Origin of the sequence: Rhodopseudomonas sp. P2A-2r (assembly GCF_026015985.1) — a bacterium.
Lineage (GTDB): Bacteria > Pseudomonadota > Alphaproteobacteria > Rhizobiales > Xanthobacteraceae > Tardiphaga.
Genome location: NZ_CP110389.1, coordinates 4,389,841 through 4,413,152, shown reverse-complemented (window position 1 = coordinate 4,413,152; position 23,312 = coordinate 4,389,841). Strand labels below are relative to the sequence as shown.

The window sequence follows — 23,312 nt, the reverse complement described above, 5'->3', positions numbered from 1 at the left end:
CCGCATGAAATGTCCCGGCGTCCGCCAGGTGAAAACCTTCACTGTGGCAGGGCGCCGTCGGCATATTGCGCGGCAAATGCTGCACTCGGTGGAATGGGCTTGATGATGTCGATCAGCACGCCGTTGGGATCTTGCGTGATGAAGTGCCGCTGGCCGAAGTCTTCATCGCGAAGCGACAACAGGATGGGCAGCCCGTCCGCGACCGCCTGGGCATACATTGCGTCGACATCGTCGACTTCGAAGTTGAGCAGGACTCCCGCGGCGCGTCCGCGCGCCACTTCGGGAATCGTCCCATGATCGCCTTTCAGGATCGCCAGGTTTACGGCCGGATCGCTACTGAACTGGAGATGCACATACCAGTCAGCCGCGAAGGCGGCCCGGAACGACAGGTTCTTGATGTAGAAATCGGATGTCGCTGAGACGTCATCGACCATCAGCACGGGGTAGTAGCTCGTGATCTTCATGCCTTGTTTCCCTCCATGTCTGCTGACCTTGCAACGGTCGGATCCGGCTCCGCCGTTTGAATCGTTAGTCGATGATGGGTTGCGAGCCCTCACGCTCCAGGCGGGCCAGACCTTCCTTCATGAGCCGCAGTTGCTCAGGTGGATGGCTTTGCCAGCGATTCACTTCCGCGATGATTCTCAGTGGATCGCGCGAACGAAACGAGAGCGTTGGGTTACCGGGGAATTTTTTGTCCGTCAGATTGGGATCGTCGAAGATCGGCCCGGTCGGCTCGACCACGTAGATCCGTTCGGGCGCATCGCCCGCGGCAAGTTCGGCGCCCCAGATGGCGGCATCGAGCGTACCGGAGAAATAGACCCAAGATAGCGGCTGGGTCTTGGAGAAGTTCGATGCGTAGCCCACGAGGATGCCGTCGCCCGGTTGCAGATCGGCCCGGGTGCCGTGAAAGAACGACTGCGAAAACGTGCTTGCTGAAGCAGACATCGTGCGGGGCTCCTCGATCGGGCAACACGGGCAATTCAGATCGGACGCGGCTTGCAAACCGCCGATGGACGCCACGCGATTCAGCGTTCGCAGTTCTTGCGTGCTTCGCGTGAAACGCGTGGCTGCCGGAAGCCGCCCGCGACCGCTGACAATCGTTTCTGGCAAGATCCTCCTTGAGGCATGTCGTGGATATCGCTTGCTAATTCCTATAATAACCCATTAAAAGGTTACATGAAGAAGCTAGAAAAATCAAGCGCTGAGCCGCGCGCCTACTTTTCCGCCGTTGGACGACTACGGATGTTGGCGGGCGATCCCTCGCTCGACTTCGCCAACACGCTGCACTGGCGCGGCAGGCGTCTGGTCGACTTTCTTCCGGACTATCAGGCTCTGGTGGCGTGGTCGGTGCCCGCCGGACTGTTGAGCGAGCAGGAGATGGCCATGCTCATCGATCCCGCGCCGGCTTTGCGGAGCGAGGCCGAAGCAACGCATGCTGCAGCCATCGCGCTGCGCAGCGCCTGGCGCGACTGCCTTGATGTGCGAACCGGCGATCTAATGCTCGATGGGCGCAGTAGAACCGATGGCGTCCTTGAGCCACTGTTGGTTTCGGCACTTGCGGATCCCCGCCTGCTGATGTCGGCGGTCGATGCGCATCGCGCACACATCGTTCGTCTGCCGGTCGCCCGCATTGCCCTGGCTATCGCCAGTCTCACGCTTATCCCCGGTGATCGCCAAATAGGACGTTGCGAAGGCGATCCATGCGGCGGCTTTTTCCTGAACACCAGCCGCTCCAAGCCGAGGCGCTGGTGCTCGATGGAGAGTTGCGGCAACCGCGCCAAGGCGCGTGGCTTTCGCAGCCGGATGATAGCTGAGACGTGAGCTTGTCTAACGCGGTCACCAGTACAGTCCCGATGAACTGATTGCGCTTGCTTCGGCGCATGCAGGAATCTTCGAGTTCCCCGATCGCACCGCATTTTTGTTATTTTCGCAGCCTGCTGATATTATGAGGGCGACCGCATTACCTGCGTCCGCTGCCCATCGGCCTCTTTCCTTGGGGCAAAACCTGGTTTGACTCTCCGTTATGATGAATAAATTCTCCGTGGCGCCCATGATGGACTGGACCGACCGGCATTGCCGGGTGTTCCACCGTCTGCTGACGCGCCGTGCGCTGCTCTATACGGAGATGCTGACCACCGGCGCCATCATCCATGGCGATCGCCAGCGGTTGCTCGGCTATGACGCCAGCGAGCATCCGGTGGCGCTGCAGCTCGGCGGCTCCGATCCCGCCGATCTCGCGGAGGCCGCGCGGATCGGCGCGGATTTCGGCTATGACGAGATCAACATCAATGTCGGCTGCCCCTCCGACCGGGTGAAGGACGGCCGCTTTGGCGCCTGTCTGATGGCCGAGCCGGATCTGGTCGCCCGCGGCGTCGCCGCCATGAAGGCGGCGGTCAAGGTTCCGGTCACGGTCAAATGCCGCATCGGCATCGACGATCAGGATCCGGAAGTGGCGCTCGACGCGCTGGCCCGCGCGGTGGTGGCCGCCGGCGCCGACGGCCTCGTGGTGCATGCGCGAAAGGCCTGGCTCAACGGGCTGTCGCCGAAGCAGAACCGCGACGTGCCGCCGCTGGACTACGATCGCGTGTACCGGCTGAAGGCGGCAATGCCCGATGTGCCGATCAGCATCAACGGCGGCATCATGGGCATCGCCGAGGCCGCCGCGCATCTGGCTCATGTCGATGGCGTCATGCTCGGCCGCGCCGCCTATCAGGAGCCGTGGCGATTGCTGGCGGTCGATCCGGATATTTTCGGGGAGCCGGCGCAGCACGCGACGATGAAGGACGTGTTCGAGGCGATGATGCCGTACATCGCCGACCAGCTGGCGCAGGGCACGCGGCTGCATTCGATCACGCGGCATTTCGTCGGCGCGTTCCACGGCGTGCGCGGCGCCCGTGCGTTCCGCCGCTATCTCGCCGAGAACGGCACGCAGCACGGCGCGGGACTCGACGTGCTGCGCGCGGCGATCGCGCTGGTGGAGGTTGGCGAACCGGAGCAGGCGGCGGCGTAACGAATTCAACCCGCCCAGGGGCGTTCCCCGGACGCGGTGCACTGCGCCGCTTCTCAGCGGCGTGGTGCGCCGCAGATCCGGGGTCCTGGTTGGCGTGGAAGAAACCGGGATCCCGGATCTGCGGAGCGGCACTTCGCGCCGCACCGCGTCCGGGAAACGGTTCGCGTTTCAATTGGGCTTATCGGTCCTTACGGATATCCCCGCAGCATCAATTTGTCGGCGCGGACTTCCCAGCTTTCCAGGCGGTCGAGAAAACTCATGCCGAGCAGGTTGGATTTCATCTGGCCGCGCGGCACCACCAGCGCGGGGACCGAGCGCTCGACGAGTTTGCCGATGGCCAGGCGGTCCAGGGTGAGGCGCGCGGCGCGGGTATGGCCGGCGGCGGTCTCGACGTCGACGTTGTAGTCCAGCAGTTCCAGCGGCAGGCCGGCAGCTTTCGCGGTCTCCCAGGTCAGCACCACCGAGGTGGCGCCGGTGTCGATCACCATCGGGGTGGTGACGCCGTTGATCTGCGCGCGCAGGCCGAACTCGCCGCCCTGGCCGCGCGGGATCTCTACGGCACGCACCGGCTTGTCCGGTGCCTTGCGCAGCATGTCCGACACCAGCGCGCCGGCCTTGCTGCGGGCCTTGGCGATCTCGGCGGGATCGCCATAGGCCAGCGCCGCACCGATCGTGGCGGCGAGCACCGCGATCAGCAGCAGCAGCCGGCTCATGGCGCACCGGTCAGGTGAGGGAGGAGGCGGCTTTCTTGCGGGGAGCGGACATGATCTCCAGGCCGGCTTCGATCATGCGCGCGGGCAGGGCCGCCATGATGTCCAGCCGCTCGCTGCTCTCGATCCGGTGCCAGCGCGCAATTTCCGGCAGCGTTCGTCCGCAGCCGAGGCACAGCTTGGTTTTCGGGTCGATGATGCAGACTGCGATGCACGGCGTCTCGATGCTCATGAATGGAGTTTGAAGTGGATCGGCTCGCTTGCGCAAGCCTTTGCGCTCAAAATCTGGCTTAAAGACTGGTCCCCGCGCTCATGATCGGCTTGTTGCGGACCCGGCGCTTTTCGTCATTGCCGGTGGTGTAGGCTTCGGGCTGCAGCGGCGGGCCGTCCTCGGACATCGGCGCCAGCGCCGACATCACGCGCTCCGGCGGGAAAGTGACGATCACTTCGGTGCCGACGCGCAATTTCGAGCGCAGCGTGAAGGTGCCGCCGTGCATGTCGATCAGGCTCTTGGCGATCGGCAGGCCGAGACCCGCGCCCTGTTCGGCTGACTTGATCGAGTTGGAGCCCTGGCCGAACGAGGCCAGCACGATCGGGATCTCGTCTTCGGCAATGCCGGAGCCGGTGTCGCGGCAGCTTAGGTATTGCCCGCCGGAGGCGGTCCAGCCGACCTTGAGCCAGACCTCGCCGCCTTGCGGCGTGAACTTGATGGCGTTCGACAAGAGGTTGAGCACGATCTGGCGGCAGGCGCGCTCGTCGCCCCAGATCCGCGGCATGCCGTGTTCGAACACCTCATGGATGGTGATGCCGCGGCTCGAGGCGCGCAGCTTCAAGAGGTGATGGCAGTCGGCCACCACATGCTCCAGCGACACCGCTTCCTCGTTGAGCTCGTAGCGACCGGCCTCGATCCGGCTGAGGTCGAGGATCTCGTTGATCAGGTTCAAGAGGTGCACGCCGGAATTGTGGATGTCGGCGGAGTATTCCTTGTAGACCGGCACGGCATGGCCGCCGAAGATCTCGCTCTTCATCACTTCGGAAAAGCCGAGAATGGCGTTCAGCGGCGTGCGCAGCTCGTGGCTCATCTGGGCGAGAAAGCGCGACTTGGCGACATTGGCGGCCTCGGCGCGGTGGCGCGCCTCGTCGGAGATCGCCTTGGCCTGTTCCAGCTCGCCGATCAGCGCATCCTTTTCCGCGCGCGCCTCCAGCGCGGTCAGCGTGGTCGAATGCAGCCGGTGCGCCAGCAGGGCAAAGTAGCCCTCGGCCGACACCGCGAGCGCGGCCAGCACGTAGTTATCGAAGCCGCCATGGAGGATGAAATTCAGCGCGACGCCGGAGGTCACCGGCGCGGTGGCGGCGAAGGCGGCGATCGGCAGGCTGGCGGCCAGCATGCTGGAGACCGCCACCACCAGCAGCATCAGGAACATCATCATCGAGTTGGAGACGATGTCGATGTCGGCGGGGTGAACCAGGATCACGGTCCAGCACAGGCCATAGAGCAGGTCGAGCAGGACGAAACGGATGCGCCATTTGCGGCTATGCGCCGGCGAGGGCGGTTCGGCGAGATAGCGCTGGCAGGAGCGGATGATGACCGCATGGGTGCACAGCATCCCGCAGGTCCAGATCGCCGCCGACAGCGGCTGCATCCACAGTCCGAACAGCACGCCCGTGGCCACCACCAGCAGCACCACCACCAGCGAGGCCGACAGCCGGGTCTGGGCATATTGCCGGATCAGTTCTCGATCGAAGGCCGGCCTTGTGCCCGATGTCGAGGTCAGCCGGTCGCGTGCCTCGCGCACCCGCTGCGTGGCCGCACGGCGGCTGCGCGCCGTGGGAATCACGGTGGGTTCCGCCGGAAGCTGAACGACTTCGGGCCTATCGGCAGGCTTACTCATCAAACTGGACACAATCCTGCACGCATCCGTGCGCGGTTTACCACTCCGCCTATCTGTGCCGCACAATCCTTAAGAGGTGCCTTAAAAAACCGGATAATTCGGTTAAAAGCACATTAAGTCTGCGATCCGCGGCATTCGCCGCGGATCCCCGTTTCTTTCGTCAATCCGTTGATTTTACGACGTTTTATCGCTGCAGCCGGGCCAGCAGGCTGGAGGTATCCCAGCGTTTGCCGCCCATCGTCTCGACTTCCGCGTAGAACGCATCCACCAGCGCCGTGACCGGCAGGGTGGCACCGTTGCGGCGGGACTCGGCGAGGCAGATCGAGAGGTCCTTGCGCATCCATTCGACCGCAAAGCCGAAGTCGAACTTGCCGTCGTTCATGGTCTTGTAGCGGTTCTCCATCTGCCACGATTGCGCCGCGCCCTTGGAGATCACCTCGATCACCGCATTGACGTCGAGCCCGGCCTTCTTGGCGAAGTGAATGCCCTCGGACAAAGCCTCGACCAGGCCAGCGATGCAGATCTGGTTGACCATTTTTGTCAGCTGGCCGGAGCCGGCGGGGCCCAGCAGCTTCTGCATCTTGGCATAGGCTTCGATCACCGGCGCGGCCTTGGCATAGGCGGCCTCGGTGCCGCCGCACATCACGGTGAGTGCGCCGTTCTCGGCGCCGGCCTGGCCGCCGGACACCGGCGCGTCGATGAAGTGGAAGCCTGCCTTGTCGGCCGCGGCATTGAGTTCGCGCGCGACTTCCGCCGACGCCGTGGTGTGATCGACGAAGATCGCGTTCTTGGCCATGCCGGCGAATGCGCCGTTCTCGCCGGTGGTGACGGCGCGCAGATCGTCGTCATTGCCGACGCAGGCCATCACGAAATCCTGGCCCTCGGCGGCGGCCTGCGGCGTCGAGGCGGTGCGGCCGCCGAATTTTTCCGCCCAGGTCTTGGCCTTGGCCGGATTGCGGTTGAACACGGTCACCTCGTGCTTGCCCTTGACCACCAGGTGTCCGGCCATTGGGAAACCCATGACGCCGAGACCGATGAAAGCAACTTTGGCCATGTCCATACCCTTGTGTGCGACCGGCTTGAGCGCCGGCTGTGATTTGAAAAGAGGTGAGGGGGCCCGGAGCGATGCCGCGGGCAACGAGAGCGTTCGACGCCAGCATAAACGGGGAAGCCGGCGCGGCAAAGCCCCGCGAAAGCCGCCTATGGTCCTACGCTATTGCGACGCACAACGCGTTTGGTGCGCGTGACCCTCGCCGCATGGCTTACCTGCGCCGCCAATTTCGCCGTGGACTTGGGCTGGAAGTGCTCTATCTGTGCGGTCTGACTTGAGGCCGGCCGGGAGATCTCCATTGAGCGTGACAAAACAGCAGATTCTCGAAGCGCTGGCGGCGGTGAAATCGCCGCGCGGCGTCGCGCTGAGCCATGCGAATGTGCTGTCGGAGATCGCCGTCACCGACGGCCGCGTGCTGTTCTCGATCAATGTCGACGCCGCCGAGGCGCGCGCCTGGGAAAGCGTGCGCGCCGAAGCGGAAAAGGCCGTGCGCGCCGTTCCCGGCGTCACCGGTGCCATGGTTGCGCTGACCGCCGAGCGTAAGCCTGGTGCTGCGCCTGCGCCGCACAGCCACAAGCCGGGCGTGCAGCCGGTGTCGGCGCATCGCCCGCCGGCCAACCCGGCGGGCTCGCCGATGTCGAGGCAGGCCGAAATTCCCGGCATCGCCGCTGTGATCGCGGTGGCCTCCGGCAAGGGCGGCGTCGGCAAATCGACCACCGCGCTCAATCTGGCGCTGGGGCTGCGCGATCTCGGCCTGCGCGTCGGGTTGCTCGACGCCGATATCTACGGCCCGTCGGTGCCGCGCCTGACCGGTATCCGCGACAAGCCCGTCCTCGACGAAACCAAGAAGATGATCCCGATCGCCAAGTTCGGGCTGTCGATCATGTCGATCGGCTTCCTGGTCGAGGAAGAGACCGCGATGATCTGGCGCGGACCGATGGTGATGTCGGCGATCACCCAGATGCTGCGCGATGTCGCCTGGGGCACCCTTGACGTGCTCGTCGTCGACATGCCGCCCGGCACCGGGGACGCCCAGCTGACGCTGGCGCAGAACGTGCCCCTGAAGGGCGCCGTGATCGTCTCGACGCCGCAGGACCTCGCTCTGATCGATGCCCGCCGCGGTCTGGCCATGTTCACCAAGGTCAACGTGCCCGTGCTCGGCATCATCGAGAACATGAGCTATTTCCAGTGTCCGGAATGCGGCACCCGGTCGGACATCTTCGGCCATGGCGGCGCGCGCCACGAGGCCGAGCGTCTCGGCGTGCCGTTCCTCGGCGAGGTGCCGCTGCACATGTCGATTCGCGCCATGTCCGACGCCGGCACGCCGGTGGTGGTGAGCGAACCGGACGGCCCGCATGCGGCAATCTACCGGTCGATCGCCGCCCAGGTCCGCGATCAGCTCCAGGTGGCCACCGCCGCGGCCTGAGCCCGCAGCAGGCGCTGCGGCTGTCATGTCGCATAGAACTTTCGTTTAATTGCAGCGACGAGGGGCTCGCCGCGTTTTCAGCTGCGGACTATCCGTGTTAGAGAGCCGTCACGAGAGCGTCTCGGCGATGCCATTTTCATGTCGCTGTTGAACACGCTCACGGGGATTCTGGGAAACGCCCGCAACAAGGAGAGGCCATATGAAGCGTCGTGAATTTTTGAAGGTATCAACAGCCGGGGCCGCCGTGGCTGCGGTCGCTTCTCCGGCCATCGCGCAGTCGTCGCCCGAGATCAAGTGGCGTCTGGCCTCCAGCTTCCCGAAGTCGCTCGACACCATCTATGGCGGCGCCGAATACATGGCGAAGCAGGTCGCCGAGATGACCGACAACAAATTCCAGATCCAGGTGTTCGCCGCCGGCGAACTGGTGCCCGGACTGCAGGCGCTCGACGCCACCTCCAACGGCACCGTCGAGATGTGCCACACCGTGTCTTACTACTACGTCGGCAAGGATCCGACCTTCTCGATCTTCGCCTCGGTGCCGTTCGGCCTCAACGCCCGCCAGCAGAATTCCTGGCTGTTCCAGGGCGGCGGCAACGAACTCGCCAATGAGTTCTACAAGAAGTTCGGCGTGGTCGGCATGCCCTGCGGCAACACCGGCACCCAGATGGGCGGCTGGTTCCGCAAGGAGATCAAGACGGTGGCCGACCTGTCCGGCCTGAAGATGCGCATCGGCGGCATTGCCGGCCAGGTGCTGCAGAAGGTCGGCGTCGTGCCGCAGCAGCTCGCCGGCGGCGACATCTATCCGTCGCTGGAAAAGGGCACCATCGACGCAGCCGAGTGGGTCGGTCCCTACGACGACCAGAAGCTCGGCTTCCAGAAGGTCGCGAAGTACTACTACTATCCCGGCTTCTGGGAAGGCGGCCCGACCGTGCATGCCTTCACCAACCTCGACAAGTTCAATTCGCTGCCGAAGAACTATCAGGCGATCCTCGCCAATGCCTGCACCAATGCCAACACCTGGATGGCGGCGCGTTACGACATGCAGAACCCGCAGGCGCTCAAGCAACTGGTGGCTGGCGGCACCCAGCTGCGTCCGTTCACCAACGAGGTGCTCGACGCCTGCCTCAAGGCGACCAACGAGCTGTGGGGCGAAATCTCCGCCAAGAACGCCGACTTCAAGAAGTCGATCGACGCCATGCAGGCCTATCGCTCGGATGAATATCTGTGGTGGCAGGTCGCCGAATATACCTATGACAGCTTCATGATCCGCTCGCGCACCCGCGGCTGATCGGCTCAACCAGCTGAACAGGAAAAAGCCTGGCCTTCGCGAGAAGGCCGGGTTTTGCGTCGCGATCATTCAGATCGCCGTAGATTCTCGTTGGAACCTGGACCATGCTGCGGCAACGCCCTCATCAAGAAGGGCGGCATGCACATTCACATCCAGGGAGGACATCATGAAGCGTCGTGAGTTCATCAAGGCTGCCGGCATGGGCGTCGCAGGCGCGGCTATCGCCGCACCGGCCATCGCGCAATCTTCGCCGGAGATCAAATGGCGGTTGACGTCGAGCTTTCCGAAATCGCTCGACACGATCTATGGAGCCAGCGAGGTGTTCGCCAAGGCCGTCGCCGAGGCCACCGACAACAGATTCCAGATCCAGGTCTTTGCCGCCGGGGAGATCGTTCCCGGTCTGCAGGCGTTGGATGCCGCGTCCAACGGCACCGTGGAGATGTGCCACACGGCGGCCTATTATTATGTCGGCAAGGATCCGACATTCGCCTTTGGTACTGCCGTCCCGTTCGGCCTCAACAGCCGGATGCAGACCTCGTGGCTGCAGGTCGGCGGCGGCGCCGAACTCTTCAATGAATTTCTCAAGGGCTACAATGTCATCGGCTTCGCCGCCGGCAACACCGGCTGCCAGATGGGCGGTTGGTTTCGCAAGGAAATCAAGGAACCGTCCGACTTCAGCGGTCTGAAAATGCGCATCGGCGGCTTCGCCGGGCGGGTGTTGACCAAGCTCGGCATGGTGCCGCAGCAGGTCGCCGCAGGTGATATCTATCCATCGCTGGAAAAGGGCACCATCGACGCCGCCGAATGGGTCGGACCTTACGATGACGAAAAGCTCGGCTTCCAGAAGGTCGCCAAATATTACTACTATCCCGGCTTCTGGGAGGGCGGTCCGACGCTGCACAACATGGTCAACCTCGCCAAGTGGGAGCAGCTTCCTGCCAGCTACAAGTCGATCATCAGGACCGCCTCGTCGCTGGCCAATGAAACGATGCAGGCGCGCTACGACGCCTACAATCCGCCGGCGCTGAAGCGGCTGGTGGCGGGTGGCACGCAGCTGCGTCCGTTCTCGGCGTCCATCATGGATGCGTCGCTGAAAGCGGCCAACGAAGTCTATGCGGAGACCTCGGCCAGCAACGCGATGTTCAAGAAAGTCTATGACAGCATGGTGGCCTTCCGCGGCGACCAGTACACTTGGTGGCAGGTCGCGGAATACAGCTTTGACAGCTTCATGATCCGTTCGCGCACGCGCGCCTGACTTGCGGCTATCGTCGGACAAAGCCCGGCCTTCGCGAGAAGGCCGGGCTTTCGCTTTTGCGATCGGATAGGTCGGCGGTCTCGTCCTAGCGATCCTTGCCTTCGTACGGCATGATCTGCACCATCTTCAGATCGATCTCCGGCAGGCAGCGAAGGTTGATCGCGGCGGTCGCTTCACCCTTTGGGGAATTGCCCTCGCTAAAGGGCGCGATCCCGCATGTTGCGCAAAAATGGTGCTTCAGCAGGTGGTGGTTGAATGTATAGGTCGACAGATTTTCTTCCGGGGTTTTCAACGTCAGCCTGTGCGGGGGACGAAGGCGAGCAGGCCGCCGCGTCGCCGGCACAGTGAGCAGTTGCAATCAATCGCTGAACTGAATTCGCCCTCGACGTCGAATGCGATTTTTCCGCAATGGCAGCTGCCTTCGTAGAGCATCCGTCTCTCCTCAAAGGGTAGGTCCGATCGGATGAAGCCGTGCATGGCTGCCGGACGACATGCCGCGAATCCGCTAATGCTAACCGATCGAACGAGGGCCCGATATGACCGAATCAGAGATCGAAACCGCTGCCGGGATACTTGCCGACGCGCGCCGCAACGGCGGGCTGATCGATGCGCTGCCGGCGGTGCCCGCCTCGGTGGCCGAAGCCCACGCCATCCAGGATCGCGTGGCAGCCTTGCTGGGCGACGCCGTCGGCGGCTTCAAGGCCAACGCGCCGCCGGACGGCGAGCCGACCCGCGGGCTGATCTATGCCCGCACGATCCGCGCCAGCCCGGTGCGGATGTCGCCCGCCGAAGTGCCGCATTGCGGCGTGGAAGGCGAGATTGCCTTTCGCTTCATCCGCGACCTGCCGCCGCGGGACACGCCCTATACGCGGGACGATGTGGCCCGGGCCGTCGCCGTGCTGCCGGTCATCGAGATCGTATCGGGCCGCTATCGCGATCCGCGCGGCCGGCCCAACCTGGAGCAGCTCGCGGACTGCACCATCAATGGCGGGCTGGTGTTCGGGCCGGAGACCGCGGACTGGTCGCACATCGACCTGCCGAATCTGCGCATCACCATGCTGGTGAACGGCACGGCGCTGCACGAGAAGCAGGGCAGTCATCCGTTCGGCGATCCGCTGGGAGGGGCCGTCGCACTCGCCAACATGATGGACGGCGCCGGCGGCGTGAAAGCAGGCCAGATTGTCACCACCGGCAGCTGGACCGGGGTGGATTTCCTCAAGCCCGGCGACCGCTGCGTGGTGCGGTTCGAGACCCTGGGTGACGCAGAGGTGGTATTCGACGCCTGAGGGTCGCGGAATGGGGCGGGCGGCAGGGAATCCCTGATGGGACGGAAGCGCAGTTTTAGGCTGATCGGTGGCCGGCGCGACGGTTCCCCCGAACTCCTCTGCGGTGGTCGACCGATTGACGAAACCGTCTCAAAGGCGCATTTTTGGCGCAACCGATTGAGGGAGTTCCGTTGGCGGCTGTTCGTGCAACCAGCGCTAAATCAAACCCGGTTCTGATGGGGTCGATCTGGTTCGCCGTGGCGCTCGCCGCGGCGGCGGGCGCTATTGTGGCTGGCTCCTACGCCGTCATCGCCCCGTCCCACCAGGCGACGGGCCAAAGCGCGGTGACGTTCGCCGAGCGCTTCCTCGAAAACACGCTTGTGGACATGCGGCCGACAGCCTCGAAGGCCCAGCTCGATCGGGCTAAGCAGGAACTGTCGCGGGCGATGCAGAGCGCCAGCACCGAGGCTCCCGTGGCCGATGGGGCTGAGGCACCTGTCCCCAAGATTCCCTTGCCGCGCGTGCGGCCTGCCGTGCCGAACATGACGGCAAGCCTGGCCCCGTCGATCAATACTGCGAAGCCGCCATCGTCCGATCCCCTGAGCGAGGTCAGCTCGGCGTTGCGCAAGGCCTTCGCCATGCTGCAGCCGCCCGGAACCACGCTGGCCTCCGCGTCCCCCGATGGCGGGATCGGCAATGATGGCTCGGACCGTCCTTCGGGGATGGTCGCGCCGGGCCACCAGACCGCGCTCTATGACATTTCGGCCCGCACGGTTTACATGCCCGACGGAACGCGGCTGGAGGCTCACTCCGGCTATCGCGAACTGCTCGACGACGTGCGTTACGTCGACGTGAAAGACCGCGGTCCGACGCCGCCGCAGGTCTATGAGCTCAAGCCGCGCGAGAAACTTTTCCACGGCGTTCAGGCGCTGCGGATGACGCCGATCGGCGAGGGCGATCTGTACGGCAGGACCGGCCTGCTCACCCACAGCTATCTGCTGGGTCCCAACGGCGACTCCAATGGGTGCGTGTCGTTCAAGGACTATGACGCCTTCCTGCGCGCGTTCCAGAACGGCAGCGTCAAACGGCTGGTAGTGGTCAAGTCGCTGGCGACTGAGGCGGTGGCGGACGCCGGCAAAACCTGACGCTCCGGTCGCGGGGCCCGCCTAGACGGGTCCCGGCGAGAAAGGCACCAGCAATCGCATGGTGGCCCGGAACGCGACGCTGGCTTTGCCCACCAGCGCCGTACCATGGACGTCAGCCGTACCGTCGGCGTAGGTGCCTGAGAATCCGCAGCCGACTTCACGCCCGCCGAACAAGGGGCTTTTGCCCGGCGTGTCCGTATGCTGGTGCGTGATCAACTCGCCTTTCCATCTGCCGTTGTCTGCGCTGTAGATCCCCGTGTAGTAGAAAAAACTGTCGCCTCCGACGATCTGCCCGTCGCGCAGCCCGATGATGCCGGACGCCCGCCGCTCGCTCTCATCTTCCATGGTGATGTTGATCGCATAGAGCGCGTTGGGAATTGTCATGCGGCAGCCAGGATCCATTCACACGGAAGCGCTTGTATACCATAGCGCTTGCGCGATTTCGATTGCCGGCGCGGCATTTCAAACGGACCGCCCGGGTCCATTTTGCGCAGTGGAGGATGTCGCGCGATCGTGTGCGTGCGACGGTCGCGTTGCAGCGATAGCGCGTCGCACGGTGGATTCAAACTTCGTGAAGCCGCCTCTTGGCGCCGGCCTGTCGGCCTGAATGTCGCTCTGCCATGTACCTTCCCGGAGAGGTGCCGAGCGTCTTGCGGAACATCGTGACGAAGCTCGGCACGCTCTCATAGCCGAGGTCGCTGGCCACCTGTTGGATCGAAGCGCCGCCGGCCAACCATTGCACGGCGAGCATGACGCCGAGTTGCTGGCGCCAGCGTCCGAAGCTCATGCCGGTCTCGCGGCTGATCAGCCGCCCCAGCGTCCGCTCGCTCAGGCCGGCCCGCTTTGCCCAACCCTCGAGCGAGCCGCGCTCCGCAGGGGCGTCCATCATGAGGTCGACAAGGGTGCGCAGTCGCGGGTCAGCCGGCATCGGCAGATGCAGGTCTTCGACCTTGGCGGCCGCGATCTCGTCGAGCAGCACCGCGATCAACCGCGAATTCACGCCGCCCTCATCGTAGAACAACGGCAGGCTGGCGGCACGGAACAGCAGTTCGCGCAGCAGGGCGTCACGGAGACGGTGCAGCAGCGTTGCGGCAGCCCCGCATCGAAGTCGGCGGCGACGAACGCACTATAGCCTTCGAGTTTGCCCGTCGCCTTGATGGCGTGCAGCGCGCCACTTGGTATCCAGACAGCGCTACGCGGCGGGACGATCCACAGTCCGCCTTCCACCCGGCAACTCAGCGCGCCGCGCTGCACGAGCATGATTTGCCCCTTCGCATGGCAGTGCATGTCGATCTCGAAAGAACCGATCATCTTCGACGCCATGCCGTAGGTGACGACCGGGCGCGCGACCTCGTCGGGCTCGATCCAGTCGGACGCAACGGAAGTGTCTGTCAGAATGGGCATGGCTCGATCTACCATGCCGTTGGCGCGAACGGATAAGAATTTGTCCAGACTTCGTAATGACGCCAAAGCGGCCGGACTTTATCCCACCCGCATGGAGCAGCCGGGGCCGGCCCGGTCTCGTCCATTTCGGAAAGGGACTTTCATGACATTGCTGAGCAGCAAGCGCGTCGCAGAGACGCTCGACAAGCTTCACGCAGATGCCGACGCCGCGGATCGCGACCTGATGGCCACGATGATGGCGCAGTCGGAGACGTCCGGTGAAACGTTGAACGATTTGGCCGCCAGGTTTGTTGACGAAGAACGGGTGAACTATCGAACCATGTATCGCGGTCACGCCGAACATTTCCTCGCGATTTCTCCGGCCTATGGCCGCTTCCTCTATGCCATCACGCGTGCGCGGAGGGCGACCCGGATCGTCGAGTTCGGGACCTCGATGGGGATCTCGACGATCTATCTTGCGGCCGCACTTTTCGACAATGGCGGCGGACAACTGATCGGCTCCGAGCTTGAGCCGACGAAGGTTGCGCGGGCGCGAACCCATCTCGAAGCGGCGGGCCTTGCCGATCTGGTGGAGATCCGCGAAGGCGACGCACTGGACACGCTCAAGGACATCGGGGGCGGGGTCGACGTCCTGCTGATCGACGGCGCCTTCTCGCTCTATCTGCCGGTGCTCAGGCTGATCGAGCCGCGGCTGGCGCCCGGAGCTGTGGTGCTTGGGGAGAACGCATTCGCGTCCGACTATCTCGATTACGTTCGCAACCCCGCCAACGGCTATATCTCACAGCCGCTTGCTGTCGACGAAGGTCGCTGCAATGAGTTCACCGTGCGGGTCGCTTAACGCAGGCGGGGCGGTGTGCCGCGTTTGATCTTTCCCTTGACTTAGAGTGCGCTCTAACTCGTATCTGTTTTTGCGTCGTGGCGAGAACAGGTGCTCATGAAGATTGGTGAACTGGCAAAGCGTTCGGGACTGTCGGCTCACACCATCCGCTACTACGAGCTGATCGGGCTGCTTCCCTATGCGGACCGGGACCGATCGAGCCAGCGGGACTACGACGCATCGATCCTGGTCTGGATCGGATTTCTTGGCCGTCTCAGGACGATCGGGATGCCGATCCGCGACATGCTGCGCTATGCGGCCTTGCGGGAGCGCGGCGTCGGCACGGAGGCGGAGCGGCGCGAACTGCTGGCGCAGCACCGCGATCGGGTCCGTGCGCATGTCGCTGAGCTGCAAGCCACTCTTCTCGTCCTCGATACCAAGATCGCCGGCTACGCCGGCGAGGAACAGAGGATGAAGGACTATGACGCAGCACCACCAGAACGCCGGCGAAAACCGGCTCGAACGCGGGCGGCGCGCGCTCGCTGAGATCGACGGCGAGGCCGGCGAGAAGGTCATCGCATCGCTCGCAGATATTGCGCCCGATTTCGCAACCTATGTGCTCGAGTTTCCGTTCGGCGACATCTATTCGCGGCCCGGCCTCGATCTGCGTGCCCGCGAGATCGCCACCATCGCGGCGTTGACGGCGATGGGCAACGCGGCGCCGCAACTGAAGGTGCACATCCAGGCCGGCCTCAATGTCGGGCTCTCCCAGGCTGAGATCGTGGAGATCGTCATGCAGATGGCGGTCTATGCGGGATTCCCGGCGGCGCTGAACGGCCTGTTCGCGGCAAGGGAAGTGTTCGCTGGGCAGCACCTGAAGGAAGAGCGGCCGGCATCGGCCTTCCCCACGCCAGCCGGCGGCTGATCGGGATCGTCGCAACGACCGGATCCTGACGTTCGCGCATATGTTTACAGCGGCGCTCACGCGCCGCCGTATTGCCTAACCATGAGATTAGACGTGAGCGTGTCCAGGAACCGCTCGATGAGAACAGGCCCGCTATTTCGGCGGCCCGAAATCCAGCGCCGGCATGTCCATTTGCGGAATGTCGATATTGATCTTGCTAGCGTCGATGTTCGACGCGGCGCCCTTGTAATGCATCACCATCGCCGGGAAGGCGATGACCAGGCCGACCATGATCACCTGGATGATGACGAACGGCACCGAGCCCCAGTAGATCTGGCCGGTGGTGACCGGCTCCATGCGTTTGCCGCTGACGCGGTCGATATAGGATTCCTTCGGCGCCACCGAGCGCAGATAGAACAGCGCAAATCCGAATGGCGGATGCATGAACGAGGTCTGCATGTTCACGCCCATCATGACGCCGAACCAGATCAGGTCGATGCCGAGCTTTTCCGCGGCCGGTCCCAGCAGCGGGATCACGATGAAGGCCAGTTCGAAGAAATCGAGGAAGAACGCCAGCACGAACACGAAGGCGTTGACGAAGATCAGGAAGCCGACCTGGCCGCCGGGCAGGCCGACCAGCAGTTCCTCGACCCAGCGATGGCCGTCGACGCCGTAAAAGGTCAGCGAGAAGACGCGGGCACCGACCAGGATCAGCACGACGAAGGCGGACAGTTTTGCAGTGGCTTCGGTGGCCTGGCGGGTGAGGTCGAAGGTGAGCCGGCCTTTCATCATCGCGAGGATGACCGCGCCGGCCGCTCCCATGGCGCCGCCTTCGGTCGGCGTGGCCACCCCGATGAAAATGGTGCCGAGCACCAGGAAGATCAGCCCGAGCGGCGGCACCATCACGAACACCACCTGCTGGGCCAGCTTCGACAGCAGCTTGAGGCGCAGCACGCGGTTGAGAATGGCGAGGATGAACGATACGCCGACGGTGATCGACATGGTCAGAACGACATAGTCGGCGCCGGATTTCACCTCGGTGAAGCCCATCGCGACAATGGCGATCGTGGTCGCGCTGACCAGCGTCAGATACAGCGACATGGTCATTGTTCTGACGATGCCGATGAATGGCTTGGTCAGGATGCCCGTGACGATGATGAACCAGAAGCCCTGCAGCACCTTGGCGCTCAGGCCGATCTTGTCGAACAGCGGCTGTGTCCAGTCGAACAGGCCGACGTGAACGACGAAGAAGTAAGCGGTCGCGGCAGCCGAGATGGCGGCGATCGGAAAGATCGAGGGATGCTTGGCGGTCTCCGGCTCGCGCAGGGTCTGCGCTTCCAGCGGCAGGCCGGGGGCCGCAGTCGGCGCGAACACCGTCACCAGGAAGATGTAGAACGCGTACATCAGCGCCAGCACGATGCCGGGGATGAAGGCGCCCTCATACATGTCGCCGACGGAGCGGCCGAGCTGGTCGGCCATCACGATCAGCACCAGTGAGGGCGGGATGATCTGTGCCAGCGTACCGGAGGCGGCGATCACCCCGGTGGCGACGCGGCGATCGTAGCCGTAGCGCAGCATGATCGGCAGCGAGATCAGGCCCATCGAAATCACCGACGCGGCGACCACGCCGGTGGTGGCGGCGAGCAGGGCGCCGACGAACACCACCGCATAGGCGATGCCGCCGCGGATGCTGCCGAACAACTGGCCGATGGTCTCCAGCAGATCCTCGGCCATGCCCGATCTTTCGAGCACCAGCCCCATGAAGGTAAAGAACGGGATCGCCAGCAGCGTCTCGTTGTTCATGACGCCGTAGACGCGTTCGGGCAGTGCTTGCATGAAGTCCGGCCGGAACAGGCCGAGTTCGATGCCGATGAAAGCGAAGATCAGTCCGTTGGCTGCGAGCGAGAACGCGACGGGGTATCCGAGCAGCAGGAACAGCACCAGCGACGCGAACATGATCGGCGCCATGTAGTGGATGAACATAGCGGTCATGCGAAAATCTTCCCGTGCCTGGAAACCATAGGTAAATTCAATGCTTCTCGCCGGCGATATGCATCACCAGCCGCTCAGCCTCGAGCTCCGCCGCGCGCTGGGCGCTGATGGCATTGGCGTTGGAATCCGGAATGATGCCCTGCATCATCGCGGCGCGCTTGATGATCTCGGAAATGCCCTGGATCAGCAGCAGCACGCAGGCGATCATGATCAGCGATTTGGCGGGCCATTGCGGCAGTCCGCCGGCGCTGAACGATTGTTCGTTCTGGTGGTATGACACCAGAAAGAAAGGCACCGACGTCCACAGCAGGATCAGGGTGAAAGGCAGTAGAAAAAACACGTGGCCGATCATGTCGATCCAGCCACGAACCTTGAGCGGCATCGCATGATTGATGATGTCGATGCGGATGTGTTCGTTGCTCAGCAGCGTCCATGGCGAGCACAGCAGGAAAACGATGCTGAACAGCACCCATTGCAATTCGAGAAAGGAATTCGAGGAGACGTCGAATACCTTGCGGATGATGGCATTGGCCGCCGAGATGATCACAGCGACAACAATCAGCCAGGATATCCAGCGACCGACCAGCGTATTGAACGCGTCGATCCTGCGGCTCACCCCAAGAAGTGTTTGCAACAATCCCTCCCGATCTCGCTCCCCATTCGCCCATGCGCGGCAGCACGGCGGCTCTTGTCAGCCCTTGGGACGTGAAGCGCCGGCACCATTTCAGCGCATTGTGCCGCCGTCAATTGGAAGTTGGTTGATATTCAAGGGGAATATCGCTCCGGCATGCGGTCGTGCGGCGCCCGGCACTGGCCGATGGCTACCCCTCGTCACGCTCATATGGCGGCTGACGCTCGGCCGGTTGGGGCGGCAGTCGATCCCTTGGTCGGGGGCCAGGCCGGTGAACATTTGCCCGATTCCGCAGCAGTCGGATCGCTGGCTGACATCAAGGATCAGGCTGGGGCGTGCGCCTGCCGATTGTACAGGCACGCGCCCCAGCGCTGGTTCGCTCAGGAGACCGTCAGAAGTCCCAGGAGATCGGCACCCAGCGGAAGGCGTCGCCGTCGATGGCCACCCGGCCCGTGGATGGGAACGGCAGGTGAGTGGCCACCAGCAACTCGCCGGTCGCCGCCAGATCCTTCAAGAGGCGGGTCCGCACGCGGGCGGCCTCTGCGGGGTCGTGTTCGAAGCCGTTATACCAGTCTGGCTCTTCGAACCCGACCGTGAATACGGCGTCGCCGGCGAAGGTCAGTGCGTCGTTACCGGACGCCAGGCGAACCACGCTGTGACCGGGCGTATGGCCACCGGTGCGGCGGACGGTGACGCCGGGGGCTAGCTCGTGCGCGTCCTTGAACGTACGGAAATGGCTCCGGTATTCGGCCATGAACCGCTTCGCGGTCGCCCGAAGCGCGGCCGGGAAGCCGTCCGGCATCCTGGTCTGGGAAAAATCGGGTGCCTCCCAGAATGCCACCTCGGCGGTGGCCACGTGGATCCGCAGGTCCCGACGCAGCTGCTCCTTCACTCCTTCGACAAGCAGCCCGCCGACGTGGTCCATATGCAAGTGGGTCAGCACCACATCGGTCACCGACGCGAGGTCGATGCCGGCGGCCGCCAGTCGCCTGACCAACTGGCCGGCCCGCGGCAAATGCAGGTCCGGATCCAGTCCCAGCCCGGCGTCGACCAGGATGGTCTGTTCGCCGGACCACGTTCAGCGGCCAGTCGGACGCGTCCAGCGGCAGGAACTGATCGTGCATCCAGGCTGCCCGCGCCGCCGGTTCGGTGTTGTGTCCCAGCATGGCGTTCGGGAGCGGCAGCACGCCGTCGCTGATGACAAGCACTTCGATGTCGCCGATCTGCACCGCATAGCGCGACGGGACCAGTTCGTTGGCGCCCGATTGAACGGACTGTGAGTTCATTTGAAAGTTCATGGGTCTCTCTTGCTTGATGATAAAGATGCCCGGCTGTTGATGAGCGAGCCAGCCGCGCAGCCAGGGAAGGCGCGGCCGTCGTTTGGATGTGTGGTTACAGTTCGATCACGCGCTCGGGATCGGCGGCTGCCAGAGCGGCGGCACGTTCCGCGCGGGGCGGATAGATCCAGGCCGTATTGATTTCCTGCTTGGTCTTCTTCGCCACGGCGCCGATCATTTCGACCTTGGGGTCCCAGCCGCGGGTGAAGATCGCGCCCGCTTCGCCGAGGTCGAGACAGGTGACATAGGCCTTCTGGTGATAGGTCTTGGTCGAAAGACCCAGCAATTCAGCCGCAGCATTGTGACCGGCAAAGGCGCCCATGCGGATCGCGTGCTGGCACGACATCAGCGCGTAGTGGCCGAGATCGTCGCATGCCGCCCTCGCTGCGTCGCCGGTGGCGAAGACCGCTGGAACGGCGGACACGCGCAAGGCCTGATCGACCAGAAGACGGCCAAAATTGTCACGCTCGGCAGCAATTTGCGCGGTCAGCGGCGCGGCGCGCATGCCGGCTGCCCAGATCAGCGTTGACGTTTCGATCCGTTCGCCGCTGGTGAGTGTAACGCCGGTCGCATCCAGCGATGCCACGCCGGCGCCAAATCGGGTTTCCACCCCAAGCTTGCGCAACGCTTCTTCGATGAGGGGCCGTGGCTCTGTGCCCATCGCAGGCGCAATCACCGCGCCGCGCTCCACGATGATGATACGAGTCTCGACATCGCTGCCGAAGATGTCGCGCAGCCGCGCGGGCATCTCCGTCGCGACCTCGATGCCGGTGAAGCCGCCGCCGGCAACGACGACCGTGTTACGTCCCTTGGTGGCCGGCGCCGTGGCCGGACTCTGGATGTGGCGATCGAGGGTTACCGCGTCGGCGAGCTGATCGGCGCTGTAGCCGTGCTCGGCAAGGCCGGGAATGTTGGGGCGGAACAAGCGGCTGCCGGTTGCAACAACCAAACGGTCGTAGCTCACGGTCTGTCGCGTGCCGTCCGCATCTGTCGTGTGAACCTTGCGGCCGGCGGTATCGATGGTCTCGGCGCTGCCTTTGACATAGACGACGTCGATCGCCGCAAACAGATCGAGCAACGGCGCCGTCAGTGTCTCCGGCTTCGGCTCATAGAGACGCGGACGGACGACCAGCGACGGCTCCGGCGCAATCAGGATGATCTCCAGCTCGTCGGGCGAAATGCCCTGAATGTCGCGCAATCGTGCAGACGACAGTGCGGCATACATGCCGGCGAAGCCAGCGCCGATGATGACAAGTTTCATGTGATGGACTCCTGAATGGATTTTGAATGCGGCGCGGCGTTGCTCACGGCGATCAGCGACGCGGTGCGGTGAAGCAATCGGTCTTGATATCGATAGGGGCGCTCAGGTCGGCAAAGCGGGCTCGCATCCCGCCTGGCAGCTTCGGCTCCGTGAGGAGCGTTGAAGGTCGACCATGCGGAAAGCGGGCGTTGCCGGCCTCTCGTTGAAAGGGGTGGAAGCGAAGGCGGCGCATTGCGCGGCCTGTACCGGGACACTCCCGTCCTCACCTGCTGCCGAGGTCAGACGAACGGTCAGGGAAAGGCCGTACATCAGAGCGGTAGCTATCAGTCTTCTTCGCGGTGCGATCGCAAAGCTCGTCCAGGTCATCGTTGTCTCCGTCAGTTCGTGGACACAATGATGGTTTAGCTGTCGGGGCTGACCGCCGCCCCAGAGCGATTGAGGGAGTTGTCGCGCAATTGCTGCTAACGCACGCGCCGGCGCCAGTCGGTCGGCGTTTCTCCGGTCAGTTTGCGGAATGCGGCGGCGAAAGCGGTTTGCGAGGCGTAGCCGAGCGCCGCGGCCACCGACACCACGGAGACATCCGAGTCGCGCAACATGTTCATCGCCTGTTCGAGCCTGTGCTGGCGCAGCCAGGCATGCGGCGAAAGACCGGTGCTTTCCTTGAACGCGCGGCAGAAGTGGAAGCGCGACAATCCCGCATCCGCCGCCAGCGCACCGAGCGAGACGTCCGAGTCACTGTCAGAGCGAAGCCGTTCGATGGCGCGCATCAATGCCGGCGGCGACAGGCCGCCGATCACCGGCTGGGTCGTGACGGGCGCGCCGGCGTGAGCCGCCAGCAAACGCGTTGCAAGAAGGTCCGTCAGTTGGTGACGGAACAGGGCGTCCAGCGCCGCGCTGCCATCCAGAGCGTCGGCCGCGCTCAGCAGCAATCGCGCGGTGATCAGATCGGGGTGCGCCGTGCGATCCAGCAGATTGCGAGGGCCGGCAGCATCCGCTTCGCTGGCGACGCGCGCGAGCGTTGCCTGCGGGAGATTGAGATGAACGACATCCACCGGCCGATGAATGTCCCATCGGGACGAAGAGCCGGCCGGGATGATCGTGATGACGCCCGGACGCAGCGTTCCGTGGACCACGGACCTGCCGGTGCGTCGCTCGAAGCGCTGCGATCCGGCGGGGAAGGTCATGACCACGTGATCCGCCATCGGCCCGACAACATCGTGCAGTGGATCGTGCCGCCAGTGCGCGATGACGCCGCTGGACTCCTCGGCGACCATGCGGACAGGCGCCATCTTGAGAACGCGCGCCATCTCCATCGTGGCAGGGCGTGGCGCGGCGGATGCCGCTTCGTTGCCAACTGCGGCAGTTGCCGGCGCGGAATCATCCGGGTGGTCGGAATCTCTGCTCATCTCAACACCGGACAAACAGAGGGATGAGGCGCAGGAAAATCGATCTCAAGATCATTGCAGTCACCTGGTGATCTCACCGGAGTCTCCGGCGGCAGGACCATGTCGCAGAGCCAGGCGATCTGGACGGTTGGATCAGCGTTGCGACGCTGCGTTTCGTCTTGCGTCATCCAGGGGGGCGATACGGCCGGCGAGGTCTGATCCTGCTGGTTTGAAGAGGCCGGATGCACCATGTCGCAGATCGGAGATCGAGACCTTGGGCAAACCTTGTAATTTCCGCGCCTTCAGCTTGTTTCTTTGGCCTGCGACCGACGATCCGAACTTGCTGGAAGGAATGCGCAGCGCTGGGGCCTCAGCCTTGCTTGCGTCGTGTCGGCTCGGAGGAATGCCGGATGCCCATCGTGCGACGGATCTGCATTGACCCAAGGCTGCGCCTCGGCGTCCGCTGTGACCGGCTGCTGGTTTGGCGACCGCAGGATTTCGCCATGGCTGGCGATGGTCTGTGACTGGCGGATGACCCG

Annotated in this window: 21 protein-coding genes and 3 pseudogenes; 10 read left to right on the top strand and 14 right to left on the bottom strand. The window is 63.9% G+C overall.

What is annotated here, in order from left to right; translation table 11 throughout:
- Positions 1–38: 38 nt before the first annotated feature.
- Positions 39–464 (bottom strand): VOC family protein, encoded by a 426-nt coding sequence (locus ONR75_RS21375; protein WP_265079016.1) that lies wholly within the window; start codon positions 462–464, stop codon positions 39–41.
- Positions 465–528: 64 nt separating this feature from the next.
- On the bottom strand, positions 529–945 hold the full coding sequence (gene arr / locus ONR75_RS21370; protein WP_265083756.1) for an NAD(+)--rifampin ADP-ribosyltransferase: 417 nt from the start codon (positions 943–945) through the stop codon (positions 529–531).
- A gap of 231 nt (positions 946–1,176) precedes the next feature.
- Between arr and ONR75_RS21365 the strand changes: the two genes are divergently transcribed.
- Positions 1,177–1,821, top strand: coding sequence for a CGNR zinc finger domain-containing protein (locus ONR75_RS21365; RefSeq protein ID WP_265079015.1), 645 nt, complete (start codon positions 1,177–1,179; stop codon positions 1,819–1,821).
- Between the two features lie 229 nt (positions 1,822–2,050).
- On the top strand, positions 2,051–3,010 hold the full coding sequence (gene dusA, locus ONR75_RS21360) for a tRNA dihydrouridine(20/20a) synthase DusA (RefSeq protein WP_265083755.1): 960 nt from the start codon (positions 2,051–2,053) through the stop codon (positions 3,008–3,010).
- Positions 3,011–3,198: 188 nt separating this feature from the next.
- Here dusA and ONR75_RS21355 read toward each other — a convergent pair whose 3' ends face one another.
- The 4 genes from ONR75_RS21355 to ONR75_RS21340 form a co-directional block, all read right to left on the bottom strand.
- Complete coding sequence (locus tag ONR75_RS21355) at positions 3,199–3,723, bottom strand: TIGR02281 family clan AA aspartic protease (protein ID WP_265079014.1); 525 nt, start codon at positions 3,721–3,723, stop codon at positions 3,199–3,201.
- A gap of 10 nt (positions 3,724–3,733) precedes the next feature.
- On the bottom strand, positions 3,734–3,952 hold the full coding sequence (locus ONR75_RS21350; RefSeq protein ID WP_265079013.1) for a DUF1289 domain-containing protein: 219 nt from the start codon (positions 3,950–3,952) through the stop codon (positions 3,734–3,736).
- A gap of 58 nt (positions 3,953–4,010) precedes the next feature.
- Positions 4,011–5,612, bottom strand: a complete 1,602-nt coding sequence (locus ONR75_RS21345; RefSeq protein WP_265079012.1) for a sensor histidine kinase — start codon at positions 5,610–5,612, stop codon at positions 4,011–4,013.
- A 184-nt stretch (positions 5,613–5,796) separates the two neighbouring features.
- Positions 5,797–6,666 (bottom strand): NAD(P)-dependent oxidoreductase, encoded by an 870-nt coding sequence (locus ONR75_RS21340; RefSeq protein WP_265079011.1) that lies wholly within the window; start codon positions 6,664–6,666, stop codon positions 5,797–5,799.
- Positions 6,667–6,961: 295 nt separating this feature from the next.
- On the opposite strand from ONR75_RS21340, the gene ONR75_RS21335 reads away from it, so the two are divergent.
- From ONR75_RS21335 to ONR75_RS21325, 3 genes are all read left to right on the top strand, one after another.
- Positions 6,962–8,089, top strand: coding sequence for an Mrp/NBP35 family ATP-binding protein (locus ONR75_RS21335; RefSeq protein ID WP_265079010.1), 1,128 nt, complete (start codon positions 6,962–6,964; stop codon positions 8,087–8,089).
- Positions 8,090–8,288: 199 nt separating this feature from the next.
- Positions 8,289–9,377, top strand: a complete 1,089-nt coding sequence (locus ONR75_RS21330; protein ID WP_265079009.1) for a TRAP transporter substrate-binding protein — start codon at positions 8,289–8,291, stop codon at positions 9,375–9,377.
- A gap of 166 nt (positions 9,378–9,543) precedes the next feature.
- Positions 9,544–10,632 carry a TRAP transporter substrate-binding protein gene (locus ONR75_RS21325; protein ID WP_265079008.1) on the top strand — a complete coding sequence of 363 codons (1,089 nt, stop codon included), beginning with the start codon at positions 9,544–9,546 and terminating at the stop codon, positions 10,630–10,632.
- An 85-nt stretch (positions 10,633–10,717) separates the two neighbouring features.
- Here the strand turns inward: ONR75_RS21325 and ONR75_RS21320 are convergent.
- Positions 10,718–11,064: pseudogene (locus ONR75_RS21320) on the bottom strand (GFA family protein).
- A gap of 104 nt (positions 11,065–11,168) precedes the next feature.
- Between ONR75_RS21320 and ONR75_RS21315 the strand changes: the two are divergent.
- Positions 11,169–11,918 (top strand): 2-keto-4-pentenoate hydratase, encoded by a 750-nt coding sequence (locus ONR75_RS21315; protein WP_265079007.1) that lies wholly within the window; start codon positions 11,169–11,171, stop codon positions 11,916–11,918.
- A gap of 170 nt (positions 11,919–12,088) precedes the next feature.
- Entirely contained in the window at positions 12,089–13,042 is a 954-nt protein-coding gene (locus ONR75_RS21310) for a DUF2778 domain-containing protein (protein WP_265079006.1), read from the top strand.
- Positions 13,043–13,063: 21 nt separating this feature from the next.
- Here the strand turns inward: ONR75_RS21310 and ONR75_RS21305 are convergent, their stop codons facing one another.
- Both ONR75_RS21305 and ONR75_RS21300 read right to left on the bottom strand, forming a co-directional pair.
- Positions 13,064–13,426, bottom strand: coding sequence for a hypothetical protein (locus tag ONR75_RS21305; protein WP_265079005.1), 363 nt, complete (start codon positions 13,424–13,426; stop codon positions 13,064–13,066).
- 178 nt (positions 13,427–13,604) lie between these two features.
- Positions 13,605–14,446: pseudogene (locus tag ONR75_RS21300) on the bottom strand (AraC family transcriptional regulator).
- Positions 14,447–14,588: 142 nt separating this feature from the next.
- On the opposite strand from ONR75_RS21300, the gene ONR75_RS21295 reads away from it, so the two are divergent.
- From ONR75_RS21295 to ONR75_RS21285, 3 genes are all read left to right on the top strand, one after another.
- Entirely contained in the window at positions 14,589–15,284 is a 696-nt protein-coding gene (locus tag ONR75_RS21295; protein ID WP_265083754.1) for an O-methyltransferase, read from the top strand.
- Between the two features lie 96 nt (positions 15,285–15,380).
- The gene (locus tag ONR75_RS21290) at positions 15,381–15,809 is read left to right on the top strand and encodes a MerR family transcriptional regulator (RefSeq protein WP_265079004.1); all 429 of its coding nucleotides are present in this window, start codon (positions 15,381–15,383) and stop codon (positions 15,807–15,809) included.
- Positions 15,745–16,188, top strand: coding sequence for a carboxymuconolactone decarboxylase family protein (locus ONR75_RS21285; protein WP_265079003.1), 444 nt, complete (start codon positions 15,745–15,747; stop codon positions 16,186–16,188). Before ONR75_RS21290 ends, ONR75_RS21285 begins: the two co-directional genes overlap by 65 nt.
- Before the next feature lie 132 nt (positions 16,189–16,320).
- Here the strand turns inward: ONR75_RS21285 and ONR75_RS21280 are convergent, their stop codons facing one another.
- The 5 genes and pseudogenes from ONR75_RS21280 to ONR75_RS21260 form a co-directional block, all read right to left on the bottom strand.
- Positions 16,321–18,159 carry a TRAP transporter large permease gene (locus ONR75_RS21280; protein ID WP_265079002.1) on the bottom strand — a complete coding sequence of 613 codons (1,839 nt, stop codon included), beginning with the start codon at positions 18,157–18,159 and terminating at the stop codon, positions 16,321–16,323.
- Between the two features lie 37 nt (positions 18,160–18,196).
- A complete protein-coding gene (locus ONR75_RS21275) occupies positions 18,197–18,793 on the bottom strand; it encodes a TRAP transporter small permease subunit (protein ID WP_265079001.1) in 597 nt (198 codons plus the stop codon).
- Positions 18,794–19,181: 388 nt separating this feature from the next.
- Positions 19,182–20,088, bottom strand: a pseudogene (locus tag ONR75_RS21270) (MBL fold metallo-hydrolase).
- Between the two features lie 94 nt (positions 20,089–20,182).
- Complete coding sequence (locus ONR75_RS21265) at positions 20,183–21,388, bottom strand: NAD(P)/FAD-dependent oxidoreductase (protein ID WP_265079000.1); 1,206 nt, start codon at positions 21,386–21,388, stop codon at positions 20,183–20,185.
- A gap of 461 nt (positions 21,389–21,849) precedes the next feature.
- The gene (locus tag ONR75_RS21260) at positions 21,850–22,794 is read right to left on the bottom strand and encodes a helix-turn-helix transcriptional regulator (protein WP_265078999.1); all 945 of its coding nucleotides are present in this window, start codon (positions 22,792–22,794) and stop codon (positions 21,850–21,852) included.
- Positions 22,795–23,312 lie beyond the last annotated feature (518 nt).